Source organism: Pseudomonas sp. TH37 (genome assembly GCF_016650735.1).
GTDB lineage: Bacteria > Pseudomonadota > Gammaproteobacteria > Pseudomonadales > Pseudomonadaceae > Aquipseudomonas > Aquipseudomonas farris.
In genome coordinates this window covers 344592-369795 of the sequence record NZ_JAEKFD010000001.1, presented here as the reverse complement: position 1 = coordinate 369795, position 25204 = coordinate 344592, and the positions used below count along the sequence as shown (strand labels likewise).

Here is a 25204-nt window from a genome sequence, read left to right as displayed (position 1 = left end):
GAAGCGCCACCATGACCGCCATCGCTCGTATCACTCTCCTCAGTATGGTTTTGGGGTTAAGCGCCTGTGCGGTCCAGCAGCCCGAGCCCACACGGCTGCCGCCAATCCCGCCTTCGGGGCCAAGCACCAAACCGCCTCCGCCGACGGTACCGAGCAAACCGAGTACCCCAGTCAAACCGTCCAAGCCGATTCCACGCACCTCCGCCAGCTTTGCCCCGCCACCGGGTGGCAATAGCCATTGGGACGCGAAACTCGGTGTTTACGTTCTCGATGATCAGACCAACACCTTCTACCGCCAGCGCACCTACTACCGCTGGAACAACGGCTGGAGCCGTTCGATCAGCCCGAACGGGCCGTGGGAAGAGACGAACATCAATGGCGTGCCGGGTGGGTTGGGCAGACAATTCGGGCAGTGAAAGGGAACGGCGATCTAAGGATCGCCGTTTTGCTTTTTGGGGTTTGAAAAGATCTTGATTGTGTAGCTCAGGGAGCTGGGTACAAAACACAAGAGAGTGAGCATCCTCGACGTAGGTCCGATCAAAATCACACCCTGTAAAACAACCGAGCGTCGTGATCCGGACTTTTGTGCTTGAGTAAAAGTAACTCTAGGGTTATTTTTTGTTGGGCCGGAGCAAGGAGGCTGGTGGTGCAGAGCAGGTTATTGATCAAGGAACTGATAGAGGCGGGCTGGACACTGGAACGGGTCACCGGCAGTCATCACATCTTCACTCACCGTTACAACCCTTACACGATACCCGTCCCTCATCCGAAGAAGGATTTGCCGGTCGGGACGGTTAAAAGCATCAGGAGGCGAGTCGGGCTTTATTGCCCGGGAGCCAGTTTGGCAGGAGATCCATAATGCAATACCCAATCTGTATCGAGTGGGGCGACGAGAACACCGCCATCGGTATTCAGATCCCCGATATCCCAGGTGCCGTAACGGCCGGGGATACGTTTGAAGATGCTTACAACGCGGCGGTCGAAATTGCCCACATCATGCTGCAGGAGATCATGGCAGGCGGGGAGTCAATTCCGATGCCGACCTCAGCGGCTGTGCACCGCGAGAATCCGGAATTTGCTGACATGGGTTGGGGGATGCTGGAACTCGACATCTCGCCGTATCTGGGCAAGACCGAGAAGGTCAACGTGACGCTGCCAGGCTACGTGATCCAGCGCATTGACCGCTATGTGCGAGAGCACAATGTCAAAAGCCGCTCCTCCTTTCTCGCGGATGCGGCGATGGAGAAACTGGTTCGGCCTTGAGTGGTATCACTCAAATCGCCTTCGCGGGCAAACCTCACACCTACATGTCTTGCATTACCCCTGTAGGAGCGAGCGGTGCGGCGATCCGACTTGCCCGCGAAGCTTTTAGCGTCCTAAGCCGTTGCCAACGAACGCCTCTGCGAAACGCTCAAAAACCGCAACAACGCCAACAACGGAAACGCACTACCCACAATCACGATCCACAACCAGCCGCCATGCTCATACACCGCGCTGGCCACCGAAGAACCAAACGCACCGCCGATGAAGATGCTGGTCATGTACAGCGCATTCAGACGGCCGCGGCTTTTAGCGTCGAGGGCGTAGACCGCTCGTTGGCCGAGGACCATGTTCATTTGCACGCAGAAATCCAGCACCACCCCCGTCACCGCCAGGCCGATAACGCTGTAGGCCGGGTGGATGAAGGCGGGCAGAAAGCTCAGGCTGGCGAATAGCAAGGCCAGCAGCGAGGCGATGCGGGTATGGCCGGCATCCGCCAGTCGACCGGCGATGGGTGCGGCAATCGCGCCGATGGCGCCGACCAGGGCGAAGACCGCGATCTGGGTTTGCGACAAGCCATGATTACGCGACAGTTCCAGCGGTACTGCAGTCCAGAACAGACTGAAGGTGGCGAACATGCAGGCTTGATAAAACGCCCGTTGACGCAACACCGGCTGCTGACGCAAGAGCGTCCAGAGCGAACCCAACAACTGGCCATAAGAAGCGCTGTGATCAGGCTGGCGCTTGGGAATGGTCAGGGCCAGCACGATGCTGATGGCCGCCATCAATACCGCAGCGATGATGAACATCGCACGCCAGCCGAAGTGGTCGGCTATTACGCTGGACACCGGTCGAGCCAGCAGAATCCCCAGCAGTAAACCACCCATGATGCCGCCGACCACGCGGCCGCGTGATTCTTCCGGCGCCAGGTGGGCGGCCAGTGGAATCAGGATCTGTACCGACACCGAGCTGAACCCCACCAGCAACGAGATCAGCAGAAACACATTCGGCTGATCGGTGAACGCGGCGCCCAGCAGACTGGCAATCGCCACCACGGTGGTGATGATCATCAAGCGGCGGTTTTCCAGCAGATCACCCAACGGCACCAGGAAGAACAGACCCAGCGCATAACCAATCTGCGTCAGCGAAACGATCAGGCTGGCCATGGTGTCGGTCAGGCCGATGTCCGGCGCGATCAGGCCGATGATCGGCTGGGCGTAGTAGATGTTGGCCACGATGGCGCCGCAGCAGAAGGCGAAGAGCAGCACCATGCCTCGGGTCATTGTCGCGGCACCGAGGGGCACCTGAGTCGTTGGGTTCATAACGGATCTCGTTGAACAAAAAGGAATGCGGGGAGGCTAATCGGCTGGCTAGAGCGGCGGAAGAGGGAATAGGGTGATAGTCATCATGCCTCTGAAGAATGATTGAGAGAGGCCGTTCATTTGGACCTTTGAATCGTCGGTCGCGATCGTCGCGTCCGATGATACATTCACTAACATCTTGTTCGATAGCGTGCTTATGTTCTCTCTTAACGCTTCATAAACCGGAAGGCACTTTCATGAATGCGATGTTCCGTCATCTGATCCGAGGCGCTTCAGCAGTCACCTTGATCACTGTGTTCGCGACAACCTTGGCTCAGGCCCAGGACGCGCCGGGTATGCGCATCGGTGTACGCGGCGAGATTACCGGTATCAGCGCCGACATTCTGAAAGTCCACGTCAACAGCGGCGAAGACGTGGTGATCAACCTGACCAAGGACACCAAAGTCCGCGCCGTTACCGTGGCCAATATCGAAGACATCAAACCCGGCAGCTACATCGGCTCGGCTGCCGTGCCGCAGGAAGATGGTTCTCTCAAGGCCCTGGAAGTCCACGTGTTCCCACCGGAACTGGCCGGCAGCGGCGACGGCCATAGGCCCTTTGATCTGGTCAAGGGCAGCAGCATGACCAACGGCAGCGTGGGCGATCTGGTGGTCAGCAACGGCCGGGTTCTGACCGTCAACTACAAGGGCGGCCAGCAGAAAATTCTGGTGCCGGAGGATGTGCCGATCGTGAATCTGGTGCCGGGGGATCGGAGCTTGCTGAAGGTGGGCGTGAAGATCGTGACGTTCGTCACCCAAAGCGCCGACGGGACACTCACCGCCCAATCGATTGCAGCGGGCAAGGACGGCATAACCCCGCCAATGTAACGGCATGACGCAATACCCCTCGCCACACAAGCATGCACCCACAAAAAAGGCGACCATTGCAGGTCGCCTTTTCGATGGCTCAGGAATTACTGACCGCTGTAAATCTGATCAAAAACCCCGCCATCATTGAAGTGGGTCTTCTGCACCGTGCGCCAGTCACCAAAGGTTTTCTCCACCGAAAGGAAATCCACTTTCGGGAAGCGATCGGTGTACTTGGCCAATACCGCCGGATCACGCGGACGCAGGTAGTTGGCCGCCGCAATCTCCTGACCTTCCGGCGACCACAGGTACTTCAAATATTCCTCAGCGGCAGCGCGAGTGCCTTTTTTCTCGACCACTTTGTCGACTACAGACACCGGCGGTTCGGCTTCAGCGGAAACACTCGGGTAAATCACTTCAAACTGATCACGACCAAATTCACGCGCAATCATTTCCGCTTCGTTTTCGAAGGTCACCAGCACGTCGCCGATCTGGTTGGTCATGAACGTGGTGGTCGCTGCACGGCCGCCGGTATCCAACACTGGCGCTTGTTTGAACAGTTTGCCGACGAAGGTTTTGGCCTTGTTCTCGTCACCGCCGTTTTTCAGCACATAACCCCATGCCGAAAGGTAGGTGTAGCGGCCGTTGCCCGAGGTTTTCGGATTGGGGACGATCACTTGCACGCCGTCCTTGAGCAGGTCCGGCCAGTCTTTCAGGGCTTTCGGGTTGCCTTTGCGCACGATAAACACGGTGGCCGACGTGAACGGCGCGCTGTTGTTTGGCAGGCGCGTGACCCAGTTGTCCGGGACCAGTTTGCCGTTGTCCGCCAGGGCGTTGATGTCAGTGGCCATGTTCATGGTGATGACATCAGCTGGCAGGCCATCGATCACTGAGCGCGCCTGTTTGCTGGAACCGCCGAAGGACATCTGCAGCGTGATGTTTTCGTTGTGCTCGGCTTGCCAGTGTTTCTGGAAGGCAGCGTTGTAGTCCTTGTAGAAATCTCGCATCACGTCGTAGGAAACGTTAAGCAGGGTCGGTGCAGCCTGAGCCATGCTGCCCAAGGCCAGGCCAACGGCCAGAAGTGAGGCGCCAAAGAGTTTTTTCACTGCGCATTCCTTGTTTTATCAAACATGTTCTATGGAAAGTGTTGGCAATTTGCCAGCGACTATAGCCGGGCTCACATAGTCCTTTAAAGATTAAAAAGCACTTTGCTTATTCCAGTTTCTTGAACAGCGCATTGCCGCAACGGGAGCAAAAGGCAGCGCCATGTTCGTGACTGTTTTTCTGGCAGGTCGGGCAATCGTGTTGCAATTGTTCGCCGCGCATGGCGTTGGCCAATTCCGCGGTGAAAATCCCCGTCGGTACGGCGATGATCGAGTAACCGGTGATCATCACCAGCGACGAAACCACCTGACCCAATGGCGTCCGGGGCACGATGTCGCCAAAACCCACAGTAGTCAGCGTGACGATGGCCCAATAGATGCCTTTGGGGATGCTGGTGAAGCCGTGTTCCGGGCCTTCGATCACGTACATCAGAGTGCCGAACACCGTCACCAGGGTGCTGACGCTGAGCAGAAACACCACGATCTTCTGCTTGCTGCCGCGCAGCGCCGTCATCAAATAGTTGGCTTGCTTCAGATACGGGCTGAGCTTGAGCACGCGGAAAATCCGCAGCATCCGAATGATCCGGATGATCAGCAGGTACTGCGCATCGCTGTAATACAGCGCGAGAATGCCAGGCACGATCGCCAGCAAATCCACCAGCCCATAGAAGCTGAACGCGTAGCGCAGCGGCTTGGGCGAGCAGTACAGGCGCAGGCCGTACTCGATGGCGAAAACGACGGTGAAGCCCCATTCGATGTACGCCAGTATGTCGGCGTAGTTCTGGTGAACGCTATCGATACTGTCCAGAATCACGATCACCAGGCTGGCGAGGATGATCAACAGTAGAATGCTGTCGAAGCGCCGGCCGGCCGGGGTATCGGATTGGAAGATGATGACGTAAAGCTCTTCACGCCAGTTTTTACTGCTGTCCATGGAAAACGCCTGAATCGAGAATCAGCGAAGCCTAGGTCGATTCTCCCCGGTAGCGCAAGGCGCGCTGTCTATGGCGGCCTGACGCAGCACCCGAATGCCTGCGCGAATCAGCCAGCAGGCGAGGATGAAAGGCGCGGTCAACGTGGCCAGGCTGAGTGCGGCGAACCCCGGTGTGAGCAGCACCGCCAGCAGGATTCCCAACAATGGCAGCCAAGGCTGGCGACGATTTTGGCTGAAGGCGAGGGCGGCGAGCACGGCGTTGTAGCCGCTCAAACCCAGCAGCGCGGTTGATGTTTCGTGATGCAGAAGGGCGAATCCAAGGCCGGCAACGGAGCCGAGCAGAGCCCACAGGAAGGCACGACGGTCAGCGATCAGCAAACCCGTGGCAATCAGAGCACCGGCCAGCGGATGACCGAGAAACAGCACCTGACCGAGCCCTTTCAATGACGCGGCGAGCAAGTTGAGTGTGGTCATTTCGATCAACGGCGCGGGTTGCTGGGGACCGGCAAACGACAGTAGCAACCAGCTCATCCCGACAAAGGGCGCGGTATAGGCGGGAAGGCAATGATGATCGCGCGAACGCTTGAGCCATTGCTGGGTGAGCATCGCGCTCAGGCCCCCAGCGGCAATGATCAGCGGTGGCAACAGCGCTGACCATGGGAAATAAAGGCTCAGCAGCAGACCGAGCAGGATACCGTTGTAACTGAACAGCCCGGCCTGACGATCAGCCTTGGTGTACCCGCGACGTTGCGCGGTGAGCAACCCGGCGACCCCTCCCAGCAACGCACCGCCGAGCAGGGCCGGCGCGCTGAAAAGAATCGCCAACAGACACAGCAGACCGCACAGCGGATGGCGCTGGAGAAAGATCTGGCTGAAGCCATTGAGCAGGGCAGTGGCCCAGTCGGGGCAGTGGGTGTTGAAGTGGTTGGCAGGCATGATAAGGGTCGTTCAGTACAGATCGTTCCCACGCTCTGCGTGGGAATGCCTCAATGGACGCTCTGCGTCTGCTCTTGGGACGCAGAGCGTCCCGGGCTGCATTCCCACGCAGAGCGTGGGAACGATCATCGTGTAGGGGTTAAATCAGGGTTTCGATACGCAGTGAGTTGGTCGACCCCGGCTGCCCGAACGGCACTCCCGCCGTGATCAACAACGTATCCCCCCGCTGAGCCATGCCCTGTGCCTGGGCAATCTCCAGTGCCGTCGAGCACACTTCGTCCACCTGGCGCAGTCGATCATTGACTACCGAATGCACGCCCCACGCCACCGTCAAGCGCCGCGCGGTTTGCAAATTCGGCGTCAGGTTGAGGATCGGCACCGTCGGCCGTTCCCGCGCTGCACGCAGACTCGACGTACCGGACTCGCTGTAGTTCACCAGCACCGCCACCGGCAGCACGTTGCTGATGCGGCGGATCGCGCAGCTGATCGCGTCCGACACTGTGGCCTCGGCTTTCGGTCGGCTCACGTCCAGTTGGGCCTGATAGTCCGGGCCGTTTTCCACCTGACGGATGATTTTGCTCATCATCTGCACAGCTTCCAGCGGGTACTCGCCGGACGCGGTTTCCGCCGACAGCATCACCGCGTCCGCACCTTCGGCCACCGCGTTGGCGACGTCAGTGACTTCGGCGCGGGTCGGGGCGGGAGAGAAGCGCATCGACTCCAGCATCTGCGTCGCCACCACCACCGGTTTGCCGAGTTCACGGCAGGTGCTGATGATGTTTTTCTGAATCTGCGGCACGCTCTCGGCCGGGACTTCCACGCCCAAGTCACCGCGAGCGACCATGATCGCATCGCTCAATTCGGCGATTTCCCGCAGTTGAGTCACGGCCGATGGCTTCTCGATCTTCGCCATCAAATAAGCCTTGTCGCCGATCAGTGCGCGAGCTTCGCGAATGTCTTCCGGGCGTTGCACGAACGACAGCGCGACCCAATCCACTCCTAGCTCCAGCCCGAAGCTCAAGTCGCGACGATCCTTGGCGGTCAACGGACTCAGATCCAGCACCGCTTGTGGCACGTTGACGCCTTTGCGATCCGACAGCTCGCCGCCATTGAGCACCGTGGTGTCGATGGCGTCGTCATATTTGGTCACCACCCGCAGGCGCAGCTTGCCGTCGTCCAGCAGCAAGTCCATGCCTGGCTCCAGCGCTGCGATGATTTCCGGGTGAGGCAGGTTGACCCGGCGCTCATCGCCCGGCGTCGGGTCCAGGTCCAGACGCAAGGCCTGACCGCGATGCAGCTGCACTTTGCCTTGGGCGAATTTGCCGACCCGCAATTTCGGGCCTTGCAGGTCCATCAGAATCCCCAGCGGGTAATTCAGCTGGCGCTCGACTTCACGAATCCACTGATAGCGCTGGGCGTGGTCGGCGTGATCGCCGTGGCTGAAGTTCAGGCGAAAGATATTGACCCCGGCCTGCACCAGCCCACGGATGTCGTCGATCCCGTTGGTGGCCGGGCCAAGGGTGGCGAGGATTTTGACCTTCTTATCAGGTGTCATGTTTAGGGCTCTCGAGAATCAGGATGGCGCGGAAGTCGTTGACGTTGGTGCGGGTCGGCTCGGTGACGATCAGCGCATCCAGCGCGGCGAAATAGCCGTAGCCATTGTTGTTGTCCAGTTCATCGCTGGCGCTCAGGCCGAGAGTGGCGGCGCGGGCGTAACTGCCCGGGGTCATGATGGCGCCGGCGTTGTCTTCGGAGCCGTCGATACCGTCGGTGTCACCCGCCAATGCATAGACGCCGGGCAGGCCTTTGAGGCTGTCGGTGAGGCTCAGCAGGAATTCGGCGTTACGCCCGCCACGGCCATTGCCGCGCACGGTGACGGTGGTTTCGCCGCCGGACAGAATCACGCACGGCGCTGCCAGCGGCTGGCCGTGCTGGACGATCTGCCGCGCGATGCCGGCGTGGACTTTTGCCACGTCCCGGGATTCGCCTTCCAGGTCGCCGAGAATCAACGGACTGAAACCGGCCTGACGGGCTTTCACCGCTGCCGCTTCCAGCGATTGCTGTGGGCGTGCGATCAATTGGAAATGACTGCGGGCCAGGCTCGGATCGCCGGGTTTGACCGTTTCCGATTCCGGGTTTTGCAGCCAGGTGCGCACCGATGCCGGGACTTCGATGCCATAGCGCTTGAGGATCGCCAGCGCTTCGGCCGAGGTGCTCGGGTCGGCCACAGTGGGGCCGGACGCGATGACCGTGGCGAGGTCGCCCGGTACATCGGAAATCGCATAGGTATAAACCGTGGCGGGCCAGCAGGCTTTGCCCAGACGTCCACCCTTGATTGCCGAGAGATGCTTGCGCACGCAATTCATCTCGCCGATGGTCGCGCCGGATTTGAGCAGGGCTTTGTTGATCGACTGTTTGTCGGCGAGGGTGATGCCGGCAGCGGGCAAGGCGAGGAGGGCAGAGCCACCGCCCGAGAGCAGGAAGATCACGCGGTCGTCTTCGCTCAAGTCGCTGACCAGTTCCAGCACCCGTTTCGCGACAGCCAAACCAGCCGCATCCGGCACCGGGTGCGCGGCTTCGACTACTTCGATTTTTTCGCACGGGGCGCCGTGGCCGTAACGGGTCACCACAAGACCCGACACTTCGCCGTGCCAGCAGCGCTCGACCACCTGGGCCATGGCGGCTGCGGCTTTACCGGCGCCGATGACGATCACCCGACCGCTGCGATCTTTGGGCAAGTGGGCTTCGAGGACGTGCTGCGGATGGGCCGCGTCGATGGCTGTGGCAAACAGCTCGCGCAGCAGTTGTTGCGGATCGACCGACATGGCGGGCTCCCGGAATTCTTGTTATTGGAGGAAGGCGAAAGCAAGTATTGCGACGCGGTCCTGTGGGAGCTGGCTTGCCTGCGATTCAGGCGACGCGGTCTTTCAGGTAGATCGAGTCGATGCCATCGCAGGTAAGCCAGCTCCCACAGGAACCGAGCCAGCTTCAGATCGGTGTTACTTATCGCGAATCGAGAAATTTGCCATATGTTCCAGGCCTTTGATCAGCGCCGAGTGGTCCCAGTTGCTGCCACCGATGGCCGCGCAGGTGCTGAACACTTGCTGGGTATTGGCGGTGTTCGGCAGGTTGATGCCCAGCTCGCGAGCGCCGGCCAGGGCCAGGTTCAGGTCCTTCTGGTGCAGGCTGATACGGAAGCCCGGGTCGAAGGTGCCCTTGATCATGCGTTCGCCGTGAACTTCAAGGATCTTCGACGACGCGAAACCGCCCATCAGCGCTTCACGCACCTTGGCCGGATCGGCACCGTTTTTCGAGGCGAACAGCAGTGCCTCGGCCACGGCCTGGATGTTCAGCGCGACGATGATCTGGTTCGCCACTTTCGCGGTTTGACCGTCGCCGTTGCCACCGACCAGGGTGATGTTCTTGCCCATGGCCTGGAACAGCGGCAGGGCGCGTTCGAACGCATCGGCATCGCCACCGACCATGATGCTCAAGGTCGCAGCTTTGGCGCCGACTTCACCGCCGGACACTGGTGCGTCGAGGTATTGAGCGCCTTTCTCGTTGATCTTGGCAGCGAAGGCTTTGGTGGCAGTTGGCGAGATCGAGCTCATGTCGATCACGACTTTGCCTTTGCTCACGCCTGCTGCAACGCCGTCGGCGCGGAACAGCACGTCATCGACCTGTGGGGTATCCGGGACCATGACGATGATGAACTCGGCTTCCTGGGCCACTTCTTTCGGGTTCGCCAGCGCGATGGCACCAGCGGCGACCAGATCGGCAGGGGCTGGGTCGTGGTGTGCCGACAGGAACAGGCTGTGACCGGCTTTCTGCAGGTTCAACGCCATTGGGTGGCCCATGATGCCGGTGCCGATAAATCCGATTTTAGCCATGAGAAAATCCTCTTTTTAAGGTGCAGGTGGGAGCAGCGCACGCTCCGATGCTGAAATGCAGTCTGAAAAACACAACAGATTCAGTGGGAGCTGGCTTGCCTGCGATTGCGGTAGGTCAGGCAACATTGATGTTTGCTGTGCCGACGTCATCGCGGGCAAGCCCGCTCCCACAGTGTTTTGTGTTGATCAATCAAATCGCGTTATGGGTTTTCAGCCAGACCAGGCCCGCTTCGGTGGTGGTCAGCGGCTTGTATTCACAGCCAACCCAACCCTGATAACCGATGCGGTCCAGGTGTTCGAACAGGTAGCGGTAATTGATTTCACCGGTGCCCGGTTCGTTGCGCCCTGGGTTGTCGGCCAACTGGATGTGGTTGATCTCGCCCAGGTGCGCAGCCATGGTCCGGGCCAGGTCGCCCTCCATGATTTGCATGTGATAGATGTCGTATTGCAGGAACAGGTTGGCGCTGCCGACCTGCTCGCGAATCGACAAGGCTTGCGCCGTGTTGTTCAGGTAGAAGCCCGGGATGTCACGGGTGTTGATCGCTTCCATCACCAGTTTGATGCCCACCGCTTGCAGCTTGTCGGCCGCGTACTTGAGGTTGGCGACAAAGGTCTTTTCCACGGTGGCATCATCGACACCTTGTGGACGAATACCGGCCAGGCAGTTGATCTGGGTGTTGCCCAGCACTTTGGCGTAAGCGATGGCCAGATCGACACCGGCGCGGAATTCTTCGACCCGATCCGGCAAGCACGCGATACCGCGCTCGCCCTTGGCCCAGTCACCGGCTGGCAGATTGAACAGCACTTGGGTCAAGCCATTGGCATCGAGCTTGGCCTTGATTTCGGCGGAGCTGAAATCGTAGGGAAACAGGTATTCGACACCACTAAAGCCGGCCTTGGCGGCAGCGTCGAAACGGGCAAGAAAATCCTGCTCGGTGAACAGCATGGACAGGTTGGCTGCGAAACGCGGCATGGTGGTCTCCCGTTTAAAGTTATCGTTCCCACGCTCTGCGTGGGAATGCCTCATTGGACGCTCTGCGTCCGCTGTTGGGACGCGGAGCGTCCCGGGCTGCATTCCCACGCAGAGCGTGGGAACGATCATCAATCGAGCAGCGAAATCGCCGTTGGCGCATCGTTGCCGACCAACGCCAGGTCTTCGAATTCGTTGACGGCGTTGATCTCAGTGCCCATGGAAATGTTGGTCACGCGCTCCAGAATGATCTCGACGATCACCGGCACCTTGAACTCCTCGATCAGCTCCTGAGCCTTGCGCAGGGCAGGCTGGATCTGATCCGGTTCAAATACCCGCAACGCCTTGCAACCCAGGCCTTCGGCGACAGCGACGTGGTCGACACCGTAACCGTTGAGTTCCGGAGCGTTGAGGTTGTCGAAGGACAGTTGCACGCAGTAGTCCATGTCGAAACCGCGCTGGGCCTGACGGATCAGCCCCAGGTACGAGTTGTTCACCACCACATGGATGTACGGCAGCTTGAACTGCGCGCCCACCGCCAGTTCTTCGATCATGAACTGGAAGTCGTAGTCGCCCGAGAGCGCCACAACCTTGCGGGTCGGATCAGCCTTGACCACACCGAGTGCTGCCGGAATGGTCCAGCCCAACGGGCCAGCCTGACCGCAGTTGATCCAGTGACGCGGCTTGTAGACGTGCAGGAACTGCGCGCCAGCAATCTGCGACAGACCGATAGTGCTGACGTAGCAGGTGTCCTTGCCGAAGACCTGGTTCATCTCTTCGTAAACCCGTTGCGGCTTGACCGGCACGTTGTCGAAGTGAGTCTTGCGCTGCAGGCTGGCTTTGCGTTGCTGGCAGTCTTGCAGCCAGGCGCTGCGGTTTTTCAGCTTGCCGGCGGCTTGCCATTCGCGAGCGACTTCGATGAACACGGTCAACGCGGCAGCGGCGTCGGACACGATGCCCAGATCCGGGGTGAACACGCGGCCGATCTGGGTCGGTTCGATGTCGACGTGAATGAATTTACGGCCTTCGGTATAAACGTCGACCGAACCGGTGTGACGGTTAGCCCAACGGTTACCGACGCCCAGCACCACGTCCGACTTCAGCATCGTGGCGTTGCCATAACGGTGCGAGGTTTGCAGACCGACCATGCCAACCATCAGCGGGTGATCGTCCGGGATGGTGCCCCAGCCCATCAGGGTCGGGATCACTGGAATACCGGTCAGCTCGGCGAACTCCACCAGCAACTCGCTGGCGTCGGCATTGATGATGCCGCCACCGGCCACCAACAGTGGGCGCTCAGCCTGATCAAGCATGGCCAGGGCCTTCTCGATTTGCACGCGGTTAGCGGTCGGCTTGGCCAGCGGCAGCGGCTCGTAGGCGTCGATGTCGAATTCGATTTCAGCCATCTGCACGTCGAACGGCAGGTCGATCAGCACTGGGCCTGGGCGGCCGGAGCGCATTTCATAGAAGGCTTTCTGGAATGCGTAAGGCACTTGGCCCGGTTCCATAACGGTGGTCGACCACTTGGTGACCGGCTTGACTATGCTGGTGATATCGACGGCCTGGAAGTCTTCCTTGTGCATCCGGGCCCGCGGTGCCTGGCCGGTGATGCACAGGATCGGGATCGAGTCGGCCGAGGCGCTGTAGAGCCCGGTGACCATATCGGTGCCGGCCGGGCCGGAGGTGCCGATGCACACGCCGATGTTGCCGGCCTTGGTGCGGGTGTAGCCCTCGGCCATGTGCGAGGCGCCTTCAACGTGGCGAGCGAGGACGTGATCGATGCCACCGACCTTCTGCAAGGCGGAGTACAGCGGGTTGATCGCGGCGCCCGGGATGCCAAAAGCGGTATCAACCCCTTCACGGCGCATCACCAGAACGGCGGCTTCGATTGCTCTCATTTTGCTCATGGTTTTGTGCCTCTTACGTTTTGTAATTGTATACAAGTGGCTTTGCGCAGAGTGTATTCACGGCGGACGGCGCAGGTCAATCCATTTTCTCAAGCAGCTGTTTCATTCGTCGGAAGCCCGAAGGACTGTGGCTTTTCGTCGAATGTGGCGCTTTTCGAGAATTATTGTATACAAAAAAGTAATTCATTGTGTTCTATTTGTTGCATCGGATTGCGCAACAGAAAGCAATCCAACGGCTTTCCCAATAACAAAATGAGGACGGCACCATGAGCGCTTTAACCTTGAACGTCGCAGTCAACCTGGCCAACCAGGCCATCTCCGCAGGCCGTGCAATCTCTGCCGCGCCCTTGACCATTGCCGTGCTGGACGCCGGCGGGCACTTGATAACGCTGCAACGCGAAGACGGCGCGAGCCTGCTGCGCCCGCAGATCGCCATCGGCAAAGCCTGGGGCGCGATCGCCCTGGGCAAAGGCTCACGCCTGCTGGCCCAAGACGCCCAACAACGCCCAGCCTTCTTCGCCGCGCTGAATAGCCTGGGACAGGGCAGCGTCGTCCCGGTACCGGGCGGCGTGTTGATTCGGGATCAGGACGGGAATGTGTTGGGGGCGGTGGGCATCAGCGGCGATTTGTCTGATGTTGATGAACAATGTGCGATCAGGGCGATCGAGACGCAGGGGTTGAGGGCGGATGCGGGGGTGGTTGGTTGATCTTCATGGTCTGATCGAATGTCATCGCGGGCAAGCCCGCTCCCACAGGTTCGGTGGTGGACACAAAATGCGTGAAACAACCCCGATCCTTGTAGGTGAACACAAAATCTGTGAACACCCTCGATCCTTGTAGGTGAACACAAAATCTGTGAACACCCTCGATCCTTGTAGGTGAACACAAAATCTGTGAACACCTTCGATCCTTGTGGGAGCGGGCTTGCCCGCGATGGCGGCCTCATGGACACATCCAGATAACGGATTGTCACGGTCTATGGGCTGCTCAGGTCTAGTCTTCTGATGAATCCATCATGAAGGGGCAACGGATTGCCTGATCTTCCTGCTTCACATCGCCTGCGAACGGGGCGCTATGCCGAACCCAATCGAATCTATTTACTGACGACCAATACACTTGATCGCGAGCCGGTTTTTGCGGATTTCGTATTGGGCAGATTGGTTGTTCATCAATTTCGCCAAGCACAAAACACAGGGTTAGTGAATTCGCTGGCGTGGGTCGTCATGCCTGATCACTTCCATTGGCTTGTCGAGTTGGAGAACTGTTCACTCAGTAATCTGATGCGTCAAACCAAGTCATTGATTACGCGAGAGGTGAATCTTTCCAGTAACAGGAATGGCCCACTTTGGCAGCAGGGCTATCACGACCGGGCATTGAGGCGAGAAGAAGACTTGGTGAAGATGGCACGGTATGTAGTGGCGAATCCATTGCGGGCAGGGCTTGTAGAGCGACTTGCCGACTATCCGTTGTGGGATGCAATCTGGCTTTAAGACTTCAGAGCGAGTCGACTTCATCGCGGGCAAGCCCGCTCCCACAAGGATTGAGGGTGTTCACATATTGTGTATACACCACCGAACCTGTGGGAGCGGGCTTGCCCGCGATTGGGGTCACTCGGTCTTTCAGTCCAGCTCACACCCCTTAAGCACCAACCGGATAATCGTCTGCGCCGCCGCTTCATAGTCGGCCTCATCCAGTTTGGCTTTACCGGTAACCGCAGAGATTTGCCAGTCGAAGTCGGCGTAGGTCTGGGTGGCGGCCCAGATGCTGAACATCAGGTGGTTGGGGTCGATCGGGGCGATCTGACCGCGGTCGATCCAGGTCTGGATACAGTCGATGTTGTGCCTGGCCTGGCCGTTGAGCTGCTCGACCAGGTCGGGGCTCAGGTGCGGGGCGCCGTGCATGATTTCGCTGGCGAACACTTTGGAGGCGAAGGGCAGGTCACGGGAGATGCGGATTTTCGAGCGGATGTAGCCGCTCAGCACTTCGCTGGGCACGCCGTCGGCGTTGAACGGCGTCGAGGCCTGCAGGATCGGCTCGATAATGCTTTCCAGGACCTCGCGGTAGAGATTTTCCTTGGATTTGAAGTAGTAGTAGACGTTAGGCTTGGGCAGCCCGGCCTTGGCCGCGATGTCACTGGTTTTGGTCGCAGCGAAGCCCTTGTCGGCAAATTCTTCACTGGCGGCACGCAGGATCAGTTCTTTGTTGCGCTCGCGGATGGTGCTCATAAACCAAGGAGTTCCTTGCCTGTTCTGGCGGTTGCGCATGGTAGCACCGGCCTCGCGCGGCGCTCAAGAATGCCCCGTCTGGCCTCGGGTCGCGCTATGCTGCGCACCATTCATTCAAGAAGGAAACCTGATTCATGGCAGGAAGCAGTTTGCTGGTGCTGATCGACGACATCGCCACCGTACTGGACGATGTGGCGTTGATGACCAAAATGGCCGCGAAGAAAACCGCCGGCGTGCTTGGCGACGATCTGGCGCTCAACGCCCAGCAGGTTTCCGGCGTGCGTGCCGAGCGGGAAATCCCGGTGGTGTGGGCGGTTGCCAAGGGCTCGTTCCTCAACAAGCTGATCCTGGTGCCGTCGGCGTTGGCCATCAGTGCGTTCATTCCGTGGCTGGTCACGCCGTTGTTGATGGTCGGTGGCGCTTACCTGTGCTTCGAAGGTTTCGAGAAACTCGCGCACAAATTCCTGCACAGCAAAGCTGAAGATCAGGCTGAACACGCAGAACTGGTCGAGGCTGTGGCCAACCCGGCGGTCGATCTGGTGGCGTTCGAGAAGGACAAGATCAAAGGTGCGATCCGTACCGACTTCATCCTCTCGGCGGAAATTATCGCCATCACCCTGGGCACCGTGGCTGACGCTTCGCTGACCCAGCAAGTGATCGTGCTCTCGGGCATCGCCATCGTCATGACCATCGGCGTCTACGGCCTGGTGGCTGGCATCGTCAAGCTCGACGACCTCGGTCTGTGGCTGACCCAGAAGCCTGGGCAAATGGCCAAAAGCATCGGCGGCGGGATTCTGCGTGCAGCGCCGTACATGATGAAAAGCCTGTCGGTGATCGGTACCGCAGCGATGTTTTTGGTCGGCGGCGGGATTCTGACCCACGGCGTGCCGGTGGTTCATCACTGGATCGAGAGTGTCAGCGCGGGTGCTGGTGGGGCCGGGTTTATCGTGCCGACATTGCTGAACGCGGTGGCCGGGATTGTGGCGGGTGCGGCGGTGTTGGTTGGGGTGATGGCTGTCAGCAAGGTTTGGAAAACGGTAAAGGCCTGAACCTGTGGGAGCGAGCCTGCTCGCGATAGCGGTCTAGCAGGTCAACATTGATGGTGAATGTGATGACCTCATCGCGAGCAGGCTCGCTCCCACAGTTGATTGGTGGTGTTTGAGACGCCGCGCATAAAAAAGGCCATTCGACGCAAATCGAATGGCCTTTTTTGTTGCCGACGGAATTACTCGGCGACCTGCAGCTTGCGCGACTCGGTGTACACGTAACGCACTTTTTCGTACTCGAACGGCGTGTTCAGCTGGCCGTAGCGGAAGCTGTTCTGATAGCGCTTGTCGACGGCGCGCAGTGCCCAGACTTCCGGATGGTTGGAGCTGACTTCAGCAACGTTCAGGAAGTTGATCGCCGACTCGCCGGTGTAATCCACCACCAGGCCTGCGGTGTCACGCAGGTTTGACGGGCCGAGGATCGGCAGCACGAAGTAGGCGCCGCCCGGTACGCCGTAGAAGCCCAATGTCTGACCGAAGTCTTCGCTCTGGCGCGGCAACCCCATGGCGGTGGCCGGGTCCCACAGGCCGGCGATACCGATGGTGGTGTTGAGCAGCAGGCGCGCGGTGGTATCCATCGAACGCTGCCCCTTGAATTGCAGCAGGCTGTTCACCAGGTTCGGTACATCGCCGACGTTGTTGAAGAAGTTACTGACGCCGGTGCGCAGGAAACTTGGGGTGATGTAGCGATAGCCATTGACCACGGGCAGGAACACCCATTGGTCGAAACGGTAGTTGAAGTGGTAGACGCGGCGGTTCCACTCTTCCAGCGGGTCGTAGACGTTCAGCGCGTTGAGCGTCGAACGTTCGAACTCGCGCTGATCCAGCCCCGGGTTGAATTTGAGTTTGCTCAGCGGTTCCTTGAAGCCGTCACTATCGACCACCACAGGTGCATTGGCTTTGCTGTTGTCGGCGTTGGCCACGCCTGCACAGAGTAACGCTGCGATCAGCAGGGGGTATTTAGCCACGGAAAAACTCCAGCATTGCGTCACTGTTGACGCGATAGTTGAGGTTGCCGCAATGGCCGCCCAATGGATAAACAGTCAAACGGTCGCCGAAGGTCCGGCGCAGAAACCCCAGGTCGCCAGGGCCGAGGATCACATCATCGGCGTTGTGCATGACGGCGATTTTCGGGCTGTCATGCAGATAATCCTTGAGTGCATACAGGCTGACCTGATCGATCAGTTGCAGCAGGCTGCCGCCATCGGTGCGGGCGCGCCACATCGGAATGACCTGTTCGGTCAGGTAGCAGTCGAAGTCACATTGCAGCGCACGTTTGAGGAACGGCGTGAGGGTGGTGCCTTCGGTGATCGGGTATTTCGGTGGTGTGATCAGGCCACGGCGGTTGATCAGGTCTGAGGTGAAGGCAATGTCGGCCGCCGAGAAACGGAACGAAGTGCCGATCAGCATGGCCATCTGCTCGTTGCTCAAGTGCTGCTTGGACTGCTGGAAGTCGTAGAGCAGGGCATCGTTGAGGTCGATGTAGCCCTTCTGCTGGAAGTAGCGGGTCAGTTTGTCCAGCACCAGTTCATAGAAAGTGGTGCTGTTGTTGATGCCCTTCACCTCTGTTTGCACCAGCTTGTCCAGGTTGGTGATCGAGGTGTAAAGGTTGACCGGCGGGTTGAGCAACAAGACTTTCTTGAAATTGAAGCTGCGACGGGTTTCATCCAGGTGCGCCACAAAGGCCGCATCCAGGGCGCCGAGGCTGTAGCCGCTCAGGTAATAATCGGTGACTGGCAGTTTCGGGTTTTGCGCCCGCACGGCCTGCATTACGCGGTACATGTCTTCGGCATCTTCCTTGGTCACGCCAGGGGTGGCGAAACGCGAAGCGGCGGTCATGAAGTCGAAGCTGGTCGGCGACGACAGCTGCACCACGTGATAGCCGGCCTTGTAGTAGAGCTTTTTCAGATACTCATTGAGGGTGCTGTCATAGCGTGCACCGGTGCCGGAGATCAGGAAGATCAACGGTGCCGCTTGATCTTGTGTGGCGATGCGGTAGGTGAGTTTCTTTACCGGCCAGAAGTTGTCCGGCAGGCTGAATTCACGCTCCGGGCGCAATGTGACGCTGCGATCCTCCTGATTGATGTCGTCGTCCAGCGGCAATTCCGGGCGTAACTCCGGCGGTGTCGTGGCGATGGTCGCCTCGAACGGGTTGGTCAGGGGGTAGCCGTAACTGGCGGCATCAATGTCGGCCGCCAGTGCGGACGCACTTAAAAACAAGCCGCCAAACAGGGCGGCGCAGCGCAAGGAACGGAGCATGACTAGATCCCTTAGAGGAAGGTGCCGGATGAAGTTCGCAGGCTATGACCACAGGAATTGCGCCAAAGTGCCATGATGGGCACCAATCAGGCCTGATTTCGGAGCAACGGTAGCGGAACGATACACTTTGCAGCTATTTCATGAACAGTTATCTGTTGATGTCACTTGCTTACCGCGGGCGGGGGATTAAGCTGGCCGCCGATTTCGTTTATTGGAGTGTTGCATGTCCCGCCGTCTGCCCGTGATCCTGTTGCTCGTTCTTCTGCCGTTATGGCTGGCCGCCAGTTATGGCGCACGTTATGGCTTCATGGAGGACGCTCAATGGGTCGGCATTTGCGTTGATGAGGCCAGTCGTTGGGAATGCCAGATTCGTTCGAATCTGGGCTTTATGATTCATTTCAAGGTACTGGGCTGGGCGGCAGTGGCCGCTGCCGTGATCGGTTTTGTGCTGCCGGGGCGAGCGGGGTGGTGGTTGGCGGTGCTGGCGCTGGTGTTCGGGTTTCCGGCCCTGGCGTTGTACAACACCACGTTGGCGGTGTTTGCGGTGGTGATTGCTGGTTTGCGTCTGGTGAGAAAAACTGCTGCCTGTTAAGTTTTCTTGCATGACCTGTTAATTCTGACAGTTGACGCTTTCCAGGGCACGGATCTAAATAGTCGAGCCGCTGTTGTATAGCGTTGATCCTGTCAGGAGAAACCAACATGCACGCTCGTACGCCCACATTGACGGTGAATGACCCACGTGCACTTACAGTACGCACAGTGGCCTATCACCGAAAGGCTATCCAGGACCCTCTCAATAGCCGTGTCACTCATCAGGCATATGATAGTGCTGGGCGTGCAACTGACCTTTTTGATCCTCGTTTGTTCGAATCTCTCGGAACAGAACCTGATATTCCGGCAAACCTCAAAATGGTATTCAATCTTTCGGGTGAGGAGTTACTTACCGATAGCGTTGATGCAGGTTACAGCTTGCATTTGCTAGGCCCTGCCGGCCAGAAATGTGATAGTTGGGACAGTAAGCTCACGCGTACCCATGTTAATTACGATGGTCTCATTCGTCCGATCAAGGAATCTGTATATGTGTACGGTGAGGACGAAAGGGTCAACGCCTATTTCTCTTATGGCGGCAACGGGACGCCGTTTGTCGATCGAAATCAATGCGGACAATTGATCCGTCAAGATGATAGCGCTGGGACCATGATGTTCAAGTTATATTCACTGACGAGTGAACTGCTTGAGTGTACTCGGCACTTTCTCGATAGTGAGGAGGAACCGGATTGGCCCTATCAAGAGGCTGATCGTGATCTTCTTCATGAAGATGGAATTGGCGCCACTACTTGTTACCGTTACAGTGCTAAATCCCAGTTGCTCTGTCAGATCGATGCAGAGCGTAATGCCCAAACTTTTAATTACACAGTTGACGGGCAGGTTGCTGGAATAAAAGTGAGGATAGGTGTAGATGGACTAGAAGAAGACCTGCTGACCGAAATTCGTTATAACGCCTTTGATAAAGTTGAGCAGCAAACCTTCGCCAATGGGCTCGTATGCTCTGCCCTTCATTCTCCTGCCGATGGCAGACTGGAAGAGTTGAAGGCGCAGCTCTCGGGGAAGCCACTTCTGCAGCATTTAATCTACTGCTATGACCCCGTCGGCAATATTTTGTCTATTGAAGACAAGGCTCTGTCTATTCGCTATTTTCGCAACCAGAAAATAGAGCCGATCAGAACTTTCCGGTACGACACTCTTTATCAGTTGATTCGCGCCACAGGTTGGCAGGTAGTCGGTGGCAGCGTAGGACCGTATTTACCAGAATTCCAATCGCCAGCGGATCCAGGTCAATTGGAAAACTACACTGAGACTTTTGACTACGATTGTAGTGGGAATCTCATCAAACAGGTTCATTGCGCTGCGCTTGGAAACCGTACCCAGTTCATGGCGGTGTCGAAATACAGTAACTGTGCCCTCGTGCGAAAAAGCGGCGGGGAGTTGCCTACGGAGGCCGAAATTGCTGCGGGGTATGACCCGAATGGTAATAAACGGCTACTGCTACCCGGACAGGACCTGTTTTGGGATATGCGTAATCAACTGCGACGAGTCGAACAGGTAGTTCGTCCTGATTTACCGAACGATGCCGAGAACTACATTTATGATCATGCCGGACAGAGGCTGCGGAAAATTCGCACGATCTTGGTCGGTCGTTTGATCCGTAGTCATGAGGTTCGCTATTTACAAGGGCTGGAAATTCGGACTGATAATGAGAAAGTACTGCACGTTATTAATGTGCAGACAGAACTGTGCAATGTTCGTGTGCTACTCCAGGAAAATCGACGGCAAGACACAAGCACTGTCAGTTACCGCTATGCGTTGAGCGACCAAGTAGGTTCATGCAGCTTGGAGCTTGATGAAGGAAGGGGACTTATAAGCGAGGAGGTTTTTTATTCTTATGGCTGTACGGCGTGGTGGGCGGGAAGCGATAAAATAAAGGCAAGCGATAAGACTATGCGCTATTCAGGCAAGGAACTGGATGCGACCGGATTGTATTATTTTGGCATGAGGTATTATGTGGCTTGGTGGCATCGATGGCTCAGCCCGGATCCCGCTGGCGCGATCGATGGTTCGAATTTATATCGTATGGTTCGAAACAATTCCGTCACTTTTTTTGATGGGGAGGGGTTGAGTCCTACGAATGTCAATGGAGGGAGTAAAGGGGATTATGCTGCCTTGGTGTCTTCATTTGAAGCGGGGGATATTTTATTTGGATTGCGTGAGCCTCGGGATTCTGCACTCAAAGCCTTGGCGGAAGCAGGATTTAAAGAGTTTTCAAGGCTTCCGCTTTGGAAGGAGGGCATTCCCAGATTGTTATGGGAAAAGAAACGGAATGTGTTGAAACAGAATGATTTAACCGATGCGGCATTTGGTCCGACCGTAACGGCAGGAATATATAATACTGACGAGCAGATAAAAACGGAGTTAGTGGATGCTGTGCGTGGAATTGCCTACAAAGAGTTCGCAATGACTAACAGATATTTTCAAAAGGATGAGAAAGGGACTGGCAATTTCTTCCAGATAAACGTTCCGATGTGGCGGCGTTCCAGTAAGGCGGGATTGGAGTTTCAAATTTTTGAGCGTAGCAAGAAGGTCCTCTTCGCTATTGATAATTTGATGGGGACTCTGGACGATATTGTTTCGAAAAAACCTGATGCTGGCACCAGTGTTACTGCTTCTGAAATCAGGTACGTGTACCGACGCAAAGAGACGCCTGAAGTTAAAAACAATGTGAAGTTTTTTGTGGCGAGTCGAGAAGTGCCGCAAGATGAATTTTTTAACATGCCGGCCTGGAAGAATTATCATCCTAAAAAAACGTACAGCCGGGTAACCGTGCCGCGTCGTTCACAAGTGAGCAGGCATTAATTGTGCTCATCTACTTTCGGGGTGGTATCGAGTCCAGATAGTACGACTGCGCGGTTCCTGCTCTCCAGCCAATAATGAGTGGAGAGAAGGATTTGTGCGAATTCGCCTTGCAGATCAGCCGCGAACCCGCAAGCTGCGCCACAACGCTGCCACCATCAACACACTCACCAGCGCCCAACCCCAGGCCTGCTGGTTTTGCAAACCTTCTTGATACAGTTGCGGCGCAATACCGGCACCGATAATGAAGGTCAGCACGGCGATTTCCCGACGTGGTACGTTCACCGGACGGCACAGGTACACCAGCGCCGGCAGGATGAACGCGACACTCGGGAAGCTGCGATAACGCGGGTCGAACACCAGCTCCAGCATCATCACCGCCGCGGCAAAACCTGCCGCTGCCAGCCACCAGCCGGCGCGACGTTCCAGTGCATTGAAGGCGCGTTCACGCCAGCCGGTGCGAGCGCTCAAGGTCAGCGCGGCATGCGCCAGCACCAACAGATTCAACCCTGTCAGCAAGGCGACCCACAGCCATTCACTGGCAAACCGGGTGGTGACACGGGCCAGATCGCCCCAGGCGCCAATCGAACAGGCCGCCAACGCACCGAGCAGTGGCAGAACCAACGCCGCGCGGGTACTGCGAACGCGACCGCCGAGAATCAGCGTGCCGATGAAGATCAAGCCTCCCACCGCCAGCCATTGCGACCAGTACGGTACGTTCGAGACTGGTCCGGCGAGTACGCCCTTATCTTGGCGATCGGCGTCGAACAGTCCCCAATAACCTCCGACCGCACCTTCGCTGGCGCGTTTCCAGGGCTGGTCGAAAGCCTCGATCAGGTTGTAATGCCAGCCTTGCTGCTCGGCCATGATCACAAAGCTGCGAATGAACTTGGCTTCATTGACCCGGCTCGGCAGGGCGGTTTCGCGCTGACGGCCTTCGCTCGGCCAGCCGGTTTCGCCAATCACCACGTCTTTGGGTGCGAATTTGTTGCCGAACACCTGACGCACTTCGGCCACATGCTGCAGCGCTGCGTCGATGTTCGACGGATCGTCTTCCCAGTACGGCAGCAAATGGATGGTCAGGAAGTCTACTGCCGGGGCTATTTCCGGGTGCTTGAGCCAGAACTCCCAGACGTCGGCGTAGGTCACCGGTTGTTTGACCTGACTTTTGACCTTGTTAATCAGCGTCGCCAACTGTGCGCCGGTGACTTCCTTGCGCAGCAGGGTTTCGTTACCTACGATCACCGAGGTCACTACGTCGGCGTTGGCATTGGCCGAGGCGATCAGCAGGTCGACCTCCTTGGCAGTGTCCACCGGGTTGCTGTTGACCCAGGCGCCGATCATTAGCTTCAAGCCGTGCTTGCGCGCCAGATCGGGCAGGGCTTCGAGGCCGGTCATGGAATAGGTGCGGATGCATTCGAAACGGGTTGCCAGCAGCGCGAGGTCGGCGTCCATGCGCTCGGGGCGCAGTTTAAACGGCACATCGAACGGCGATTGGTCTTTGTCGAACGGGGTGTAGGAGGCGCATTGCAGCTTGTGTGTTGCGCTGGCCACGTCCGGCAGGATCACCGGTTTGCCGAGTCCATACCAGAAGCCACCGAGGGCAAAAAGCCCCAGCAGGCAGGCAAATAAATAAGCAAAAAAAGGAAAGCGGGATGTCGCGGGCATGGTCAGGCCGTCTGGGAACAAAGCCGCGCATGTTACCTGCATTTGTCCCGCGCTTGGTGGCCTGCATAATTTTGTCATGCAAAGTTCGGGCGGGGTGGCGGATGGAGTTGCGGCGGTTGCAATTAATGGCCTTCTGATGTCGTTTCTCGATGCCTTGAGGTCGCTGGCAGAGCAGGTCATCGTGGGCGTCAGGTTGATCATCCAATCGTCAGTACTCCGCTGATGTTTGAACGAGTTTGCGGTGAGGCGTGATGGGGGCGCTGTGCACCATAACAATACGTTGAGCGGCTCGGCATCCGTCGAGCGCAGCACTTTCGGGGAAGTAACGATGAAGATGCGACGACTCTTGGGCGCAGGTGCCGCTTTGGTGCTGGCGATCAGTTCTACGATGGCCAGTGCCGAAGGCAAGGCAGTGACGATCGGTTATGTAGACGGCTGGTCGGACAGCGTCGCCACGACCAACGTGGCCGCAGAAGTGATCAGGCAGAAACTCGGTTATGACGTGAAGCTGCAAGCGGTTGCCACCGGGATCATGTGGCAGGGTGTGGCCACTGGCAAACTCGACGCCATGCTGTCGGCGTGGCTGCCCGTGACCCACGGTGAATACTGGACCAAGAACAAGGATCAGGTCGTCGATTACGGCCCGAACTTCAAGGATGCGAAAATCGGCTTGATCGTGCCGGAGTACGTCAAGGCCAAGTCTATTGCCGATCTGAAAACCGACGACAGCTTCAAAAATCGTATCGTCGGTATCGATGCCGGTTCAGGCGTGATGCTCAAGTCCGAGCAGGCGATCAAGGACTATGGCCTGGACGGCTACACCCTCAAGGCCAGTTCCGGCGCCGGCATGATCGCCGAGCTGACCCGTGCCGAGAAGAAAAACGAATCCATTGCCGTCACCGGTTGGGTGCCGCACTGGATGTTCGCCAAGTGGAAACTGCGCTTCCTGGACGACCCGAAAGGCGTTTATGGCGCGGCTGAAACCGTGAACAGCATCGGCAGTAAAGAACTGGCAACCAAAGCGCCGGAAGTTGCGAAGTTCCTGAAGAACTTCCAATGGGCGTCGAAAGACGAAATCGGCGAAGTCATGTTGGCGATTCAGGACGGCGCCAAGCCTGAAGCTGCAGCGAAGGATTGGGTGGCCAAACACCCTGATCGCGTTGCCGACTGGACCAAATGATTTGACCTGAAGCGTCTAATCAGCACCTCTCGAGGCCCTTTGGCATAAGTGCCAAGGGGCCTTTTGTTTTTTTATGTGGGAGCGGGCTTGCTCGCGAAAGCGGTGTGTCATTCAGCATCGATGTTGGCTGACACTCCTCCTTCGCGAGCAAGCCCGCTCCTATATTGTTTAATGCATGCTGAATAATGGCGGCTCTGTCATGTCGTTCTAATACTAAGGTCGTCTGGAACCTGTCCGGCAGCCGCATAGAG

Annotated in this window: 23 protein-coding genes; 10 read left to right on the top strand and 13 right to left on the bottom strand. The window is 57.8% G+C overall.

Annotated features, from left to right (window positions below; genetic code table 11):
• Positions 1-11: 11 nt before the first annotated feature.
• The 3 genes from JFU11_RS01745 to JFU11_RS01735 all read left to right on the top strand — a co-directional run bounded on the left by JFU11_RS01745 (position 12) and on the right by JFU11_RS01735 (position 1263).
• Entirely contained in the window at positions 12-416 is a 405-nt protein-coding gene (locus JFU11_RS01745; protein WP_123720719.1) for a hypothetical protein, read from the top strand.
• Positions 417-646: 230 nt separating this feature from the next.
• On the top strand, positions 647-859 hold the full coding sequence (locus JFU11_RS01740) for a type II toxin-antitoxin system HicA family toxin (RefSeq protein WP_201087335.1): 213 nt from the start codon (positions 647-649) through the stop codon (positions 857-859).
• On the top strand, positions 859-1263 hold the full coding sequence (locus JFU11_RS01735; RefSeq protein ID WP_201059534.1) for a type II toxin-antitoxin system HicB family antitoxin: 405 nt from the start codon (positions 859-861) through the stop codon (positions 1261-1263). Before JFU11_RS01740 ends, JFU11_RS01735 begins: the two co-directional genes overlap by 1 nt.
• Positions 1264-1376: 113 nt before the next feature.
• Here the strand turns inward: JFU11_RS01735 and JFU11_RS01730 are convergent, their stop codons facing one another.
• Positions 1377-2582 (bottom strand): MFS transporter, encoded by a 1206-nt coding sequence (locus JFU11_RS01730; protein ID WP_201059532.1) that lies wholly within the window; start codon positions 2580-2582, stop codon positions 1377-1379.
• A gap of 236 nt (positions 2583-2818) precedes the next feature.
• Here JFU11_RS01730 and JFU11_RS01725 point away from each other — a divergent pair, with 236 nt between their 5' ends.
• Positions 2819-3448 (top strand): hypothetical protein, encoded by a 630-nt coding sequence (locus JFU11_RS01725; RefSeq protein WP_201059530.1) that lies wholly within the window; start codon positions 2819-2821, stop codon positions 3446-3448.
• A gap of 86 nt (positions 3449-3534) precedes the next feature.
• Here JFU11_RS01725 and JFU11_RS01720 read toward each other — a convergent pair whose 3' ends face one another.
• From JFU11_RS01720 to gcl, 8 genes are all read right to left on the bottom strand, one after another.
• Complete coding sequence (locus JFU11_RS01720; protein ID WP_201059527.1) at positions 3535-4533, bottom strand: sulfate ABC transporter substrate-binding protein; 999 nt, start codon at positions 4531-4533, stop codon at positions 3535-3537.
• A gap of 106 nt (positions 4534-4639) precedes the next feature.
• A complete protein-coding gene (locus JFU11_RS01715) occupies positions 4640-5464 on the bottom strand; it encodes an ion transporter (RefSeq protein ID WP_123360178.1) in 825 nt (274 codons plus the stop codon).
• Between the two features lie 21 nt (positions 5465-5485).
• Positions 5486-6400: an urea transporter gene (locus JFU11_RS01710; RefSeq protein ID WP_201059525.1), complete on the bottom strand. Its 915-nt coding sequence runs from the start codon at positions 6398-6400 to the stop codon at positions 5486-5488.
• A 139-nt stretch (positions 6401-6539) separates the two neighbouring features.
• The gene (pyk, locus tag JFU11_RS01705) at positions 6540-7955 is read right to left on the bottom strand and encodes a pyruvate kinase (RefSeq protein WP_201059523.1); all 1416 of its coding nucleotides are present in this window, start codon (positions 7953-7955) and stop codon (positions 6540-6542) included.
• A complete protein-coding gene (locus JFU11_RS01700) occupies positions 7945-9225 on the bottom strand; it encodes a glycerate kinase (RefSeq protein ID WP_201059521.1) in 1281 nt (426 codons plus the stop codon). Before JFU11_RS01700 ends, pyk begins: the two co-directional genes overlap by 11 nt.
• 174 nt (positions 9226-9399) lie before the next feature.
• A complete protein-coding gene (locus JFU11_RS01695) occupies positions 9400-10290 on the bottom strand; it encodes a 2-hydroxy-3-oxopropionate reductase (protein WP_007894261.1) in 891 nt (296 codons plus the stop codon).
• Positions 10291-10480: 190 nt separating this feature from the next.
• Positions 10481-11263, bottom strand: a complete 783-nt coding sequence (gene hyi / locus JFU11_RS01690) for a hydroxypyruvate isomerase (RefSeq protein ID WP_123720729.1) — start codon at positions 11261-11263, stop codon at positions 10481-10483.
• 128 nt (positions 11264-11391) lie between these two features.
• The gene (gene gcl / locus JFU11_RS01685) at positions 11392-13167 is read right to left on the bottom strand and encodes a glyoxylate carboligase (RefSeq protein ID WP_008014981.1); all 1776 of its coding nucleotides are present in this window, start codon (positions 13165-13167) and stop codon (positions 11392-11394) included.
• A gap of 266 nt (positions 13168-13433) precedes the next feature.
• Here gcl and JFU11_RS01680 point away from each other — a divergent pair, with 266 nt between their 5' ends.
• Both JFU11_RS01680 and JFU11_RS01675 read left to right on the top strand, forming a co-directional pair.
• Complete coding sequence (locus tag JFU11_RS01680) at positions 13434-13874, top strand: heme-binding protein (protein ID WP_201059519.1); 441 nt, start codon at positions 13434-13436, stop codon at positions 13872-13874.
• A 324-nt stretch (positions 13875-14198) separates the two neighbouring features.
• On the top strand, positions 14199-14657 hold the full coding sequence (locus JFU11_RS01675) for a transposase (protein WP_201059517.1): 459 nt from the start codon (positions 14199-14201) through the stop codon (positions 14655-14657).
• Positions 14658-14786: 129 nt separating this feature from the next.
• Here JFU11_RS01675 and JFU11_RS01670 read toward each other — a convergent pair whose 3' ends face one another.
• On the bottom strand, positions 14787-15392 hold the full coding sequence (locus tag JFU11_RS01670; RefSeq protein WP_030131738.1) for a TetR/AcrR family transcriptional regulator: 606 nt from the start codon (positions 15390-15392) through the stop codon (positions 14787-14789).
• Positions 15393-15526: 134 nt separating this feature from the next.
• Between JFU11_RS01670 and JFU11_RS01665 the strand changes: the two genes are divergently transcribed.
• A complete protein-coding gene (locus tag JFU11_RS01665; protein WP_123720732.1) occupies positions 15527-16441 on the top strand; it encodes a DUF808 domain-containing protein in 915 nt (304 codons plus the stop codon).
• 176 nt (positions 16442-16617) lie between these two features.
• Here the strand turns inward: JFU11_RS01665 and JFU11_RS01660 are convergent, their stop codons facing one another.
• Positions 16618-17406, bottom strand: coding sequence for a VacJ family lipoprotein (locus JFU11_RS01660; protein ID WP_201059515.1), 789 nt, complete (start codon positions 17404-17406; stop codon positions 16618-16620).
• On the bottom strand, positions 17399-18697 hold the full coding sequence (locus tag JFU11_RS01655) for a serine/threonine protein kinase (protein ID WP_123720734.1): 1299 nt from the start codon (positions 18695-18697) through the stop codon (positions 17399-17401). The genes JFU11_RS01660 and JFU11_RS01655 overlap by 8 nt, the downstream gene beginning before the upstream one ends.
• 223 nt (positions 18698-18920) lie before the next feature.
• On the opposite strand from JFU11_RS01655, the gene JFU11_RS01650 reads away from it, so the two are divergent.
• Both JFU11_RS01650 and JFU11_RS01645 read left to right on the top strand, forming a co-directional pair.
• A complete protein-coding gene (locus JFU11_RS01650) occupies positions 18921-19289 on the top strand; it encodes a hypothetical protein (protein ID WP_123720735.1) in 369 nt (122 codons plus the stop codon).
• 107 nt (positions 19290-19396) lie between these two features.
• Positions 19397-22108: an RHS repeat-associated core domain-containing protein gene (locus JFU11_RS01645; RefSeq protein ID WP_201059513.1), complete on the top strand. Its 2712-nt coding sequence runs from the start codon at positions 19397-19399 to the stop codon at positions 22106-22108.
• 114 nt (positions 22109-22222) lie between these two features.
• On the opposite strand, the gene JFU11_RS01640 is transcribed toward JFU11_RS01645, so the two are convergent.
• The gene (locus tag JFU11_RS01640) at positions 22223-23815 is read right to left on the bottom strand and encodes a beta (1-6) glucans synthase (protein WP_123720737.1); all 1593 of its coding nucleotides are present in this window, start codon (positions 23813-23815) and stop codon (positions 22223-22225) included.
• Positions 23816-24101: 286 nt separating this feature from the next.
• On the opposite strand from JFU11_RS01640, the gene JFU11_RS01635 reads away from it, so the two are divergent.
• Positions 24102-24953, top strand: a complete 852-nt coding sequence (locus tag JFU11_RS01635; RefSeq protein WP_123720738.1) for a glycine betaine ABC transporter substrate-binding protein — start codon at positions 24102-24104, stop codon at positions 24951-24953.
• The last annotated feature ends 251 nt before the right edge of the window (positions 24954-25204 follow it).

Excerpts from the sequence above, each read along its gene's own strand:
- JFU11_RS01735 (WP_201059534.1), top strand. The coding sequence starts at position 859 with ATGCAATACCCAATCTGTATCGAGTGGGGCGACGAGAACACCGCCATC.
- JFU11_RS01710 (WP_201059525.1), bottom strand. The coding sequence starts at position 6,400 with ATGCCTGCCAACCACTTCAACACCCACTGCCCCGACTGGGCCACTGCC.
- JFU11_RS01700 (WP_201059521.1), bottom strand. The coding sequence starts at position 9,225 with ATGTCGGTCGATCCGCAACAACTGCTGCGCGAGCTGTTTGCCACAGCC.
- JFU11_RS01680 (WP_201059519.1), top strand. The coding sequence starts at position 13,434 with ATGAGCGCTTTAACCTTGAACGTCGCAGTCAACCTGGCCAACCAGGCC.
- gcl (WP_008014981.1), bottom strand. The coding sequence starts at position 13,167 with ATGAGCAAAATGAGAGCAATCGAAGCCGCCGTTCTGGTGATGCGCCGT.
- JFU11_RS01635 (WP_123720738.1), top strand. The coding sequence starts at position 24,102 with ATGAAGATGCGACGACTCTTGGGCGCAGGTGCCGCTTTGGTGCTGGCG.
- JFU11_RS01670 (WP_030131738.1), bottom strand. The coding sequence starts at position 15,392 with ATGAGCACCATCCGCGAGCGCAACAAAGAACTGATCCTGCGTGCCGCC.
- JFU11_RS01650 (WP_123720735.1), top strand. The coding sequence starts at position 18,921 with ATGTCCCGCCGTCTGCCCGTGATCCTGTTGCTCGTTCTTCTGCCGTTA.
- JFU11_RS01655 (WP_123720734.1), bottom strand. The coding sequence starts at position 18,697 with ATGCTCCGTTCCTTGCGCTGCGCCGCCCTGTTTGGCGGCTTGTTTTTA.
- JFU11_RS01745 (WP_123720719.1), top strand. The coding sequence starts at position 12 with ATGACCGCCATCGCTCGTATCACTCTCCTCAGTATGGTTTTGGGGTTA.
- JFU11_RS01695 (WP_007894261.1), bottom strand. The coding sequence starts at position 10,290 with ATGGCTAAAATCGGATTTATCGGCACCGGCATCATGGGCCACCCAATG.
- JFU11_RS01715 (WP_123360178.1), bottom strand. The coding sequence starts at position 5,464 with ATGGACAGCAGTAAAAACTGGCGTGAAGAGCTTTACGTCATCATCTTC.
- JFU11_RS01645 (WP_201059513.1), top strand. The coding sequence starts at position 19,397 with ATGCACGCTCGTACGCCCACATTGACGGTGAATGACCCACGTGCACTT.
- pyk (WP_201059523.1), bottom strand. The coding sequence starts at position 7,955 with ATGACACCTGATAAGAAGGTCAAAATCCTCGCCACCCTTGGCCCGGCC.
- hyi (WP_123720729.1), bottom strand. The coding sequence starts at position 11,263 with ATGCCGCGTTTCGCAGCCAACCTGTCCATGCTGTTCACCGAGCAGGAT.
- JFU11_RS01730 (WP_201059532.1), bottom strand. The coding sequence starts at position 2,582 with ATGAACCCAACGACTCAGGTGCCCCTCGGTGCCGCGACAATGACCCGA.
- JFU11_RS01665 (WP_123720732.1), top strand. The coding sequence starts at position 15,527 with ATGGCAGGAAGCAGTTTGCTGGTGCTGATCGACGACATCGCCACCGTA.
- JFU11_RS01640 (WP_123720737.1), bottom strand. The coding sequence starts at position 23,815 with ATGCAGGTAACATGCGCGGCTTTGTTCCCAGACGGCCTGACCATGCCC.
- JFU11_RS01725 (WP_201059530.1), top strand. The coding sequence starts at position 2,819 with ATGAATGCGATGTTCCGTCATCTGATCCGAGGCGCTTCAGCAGTCACC.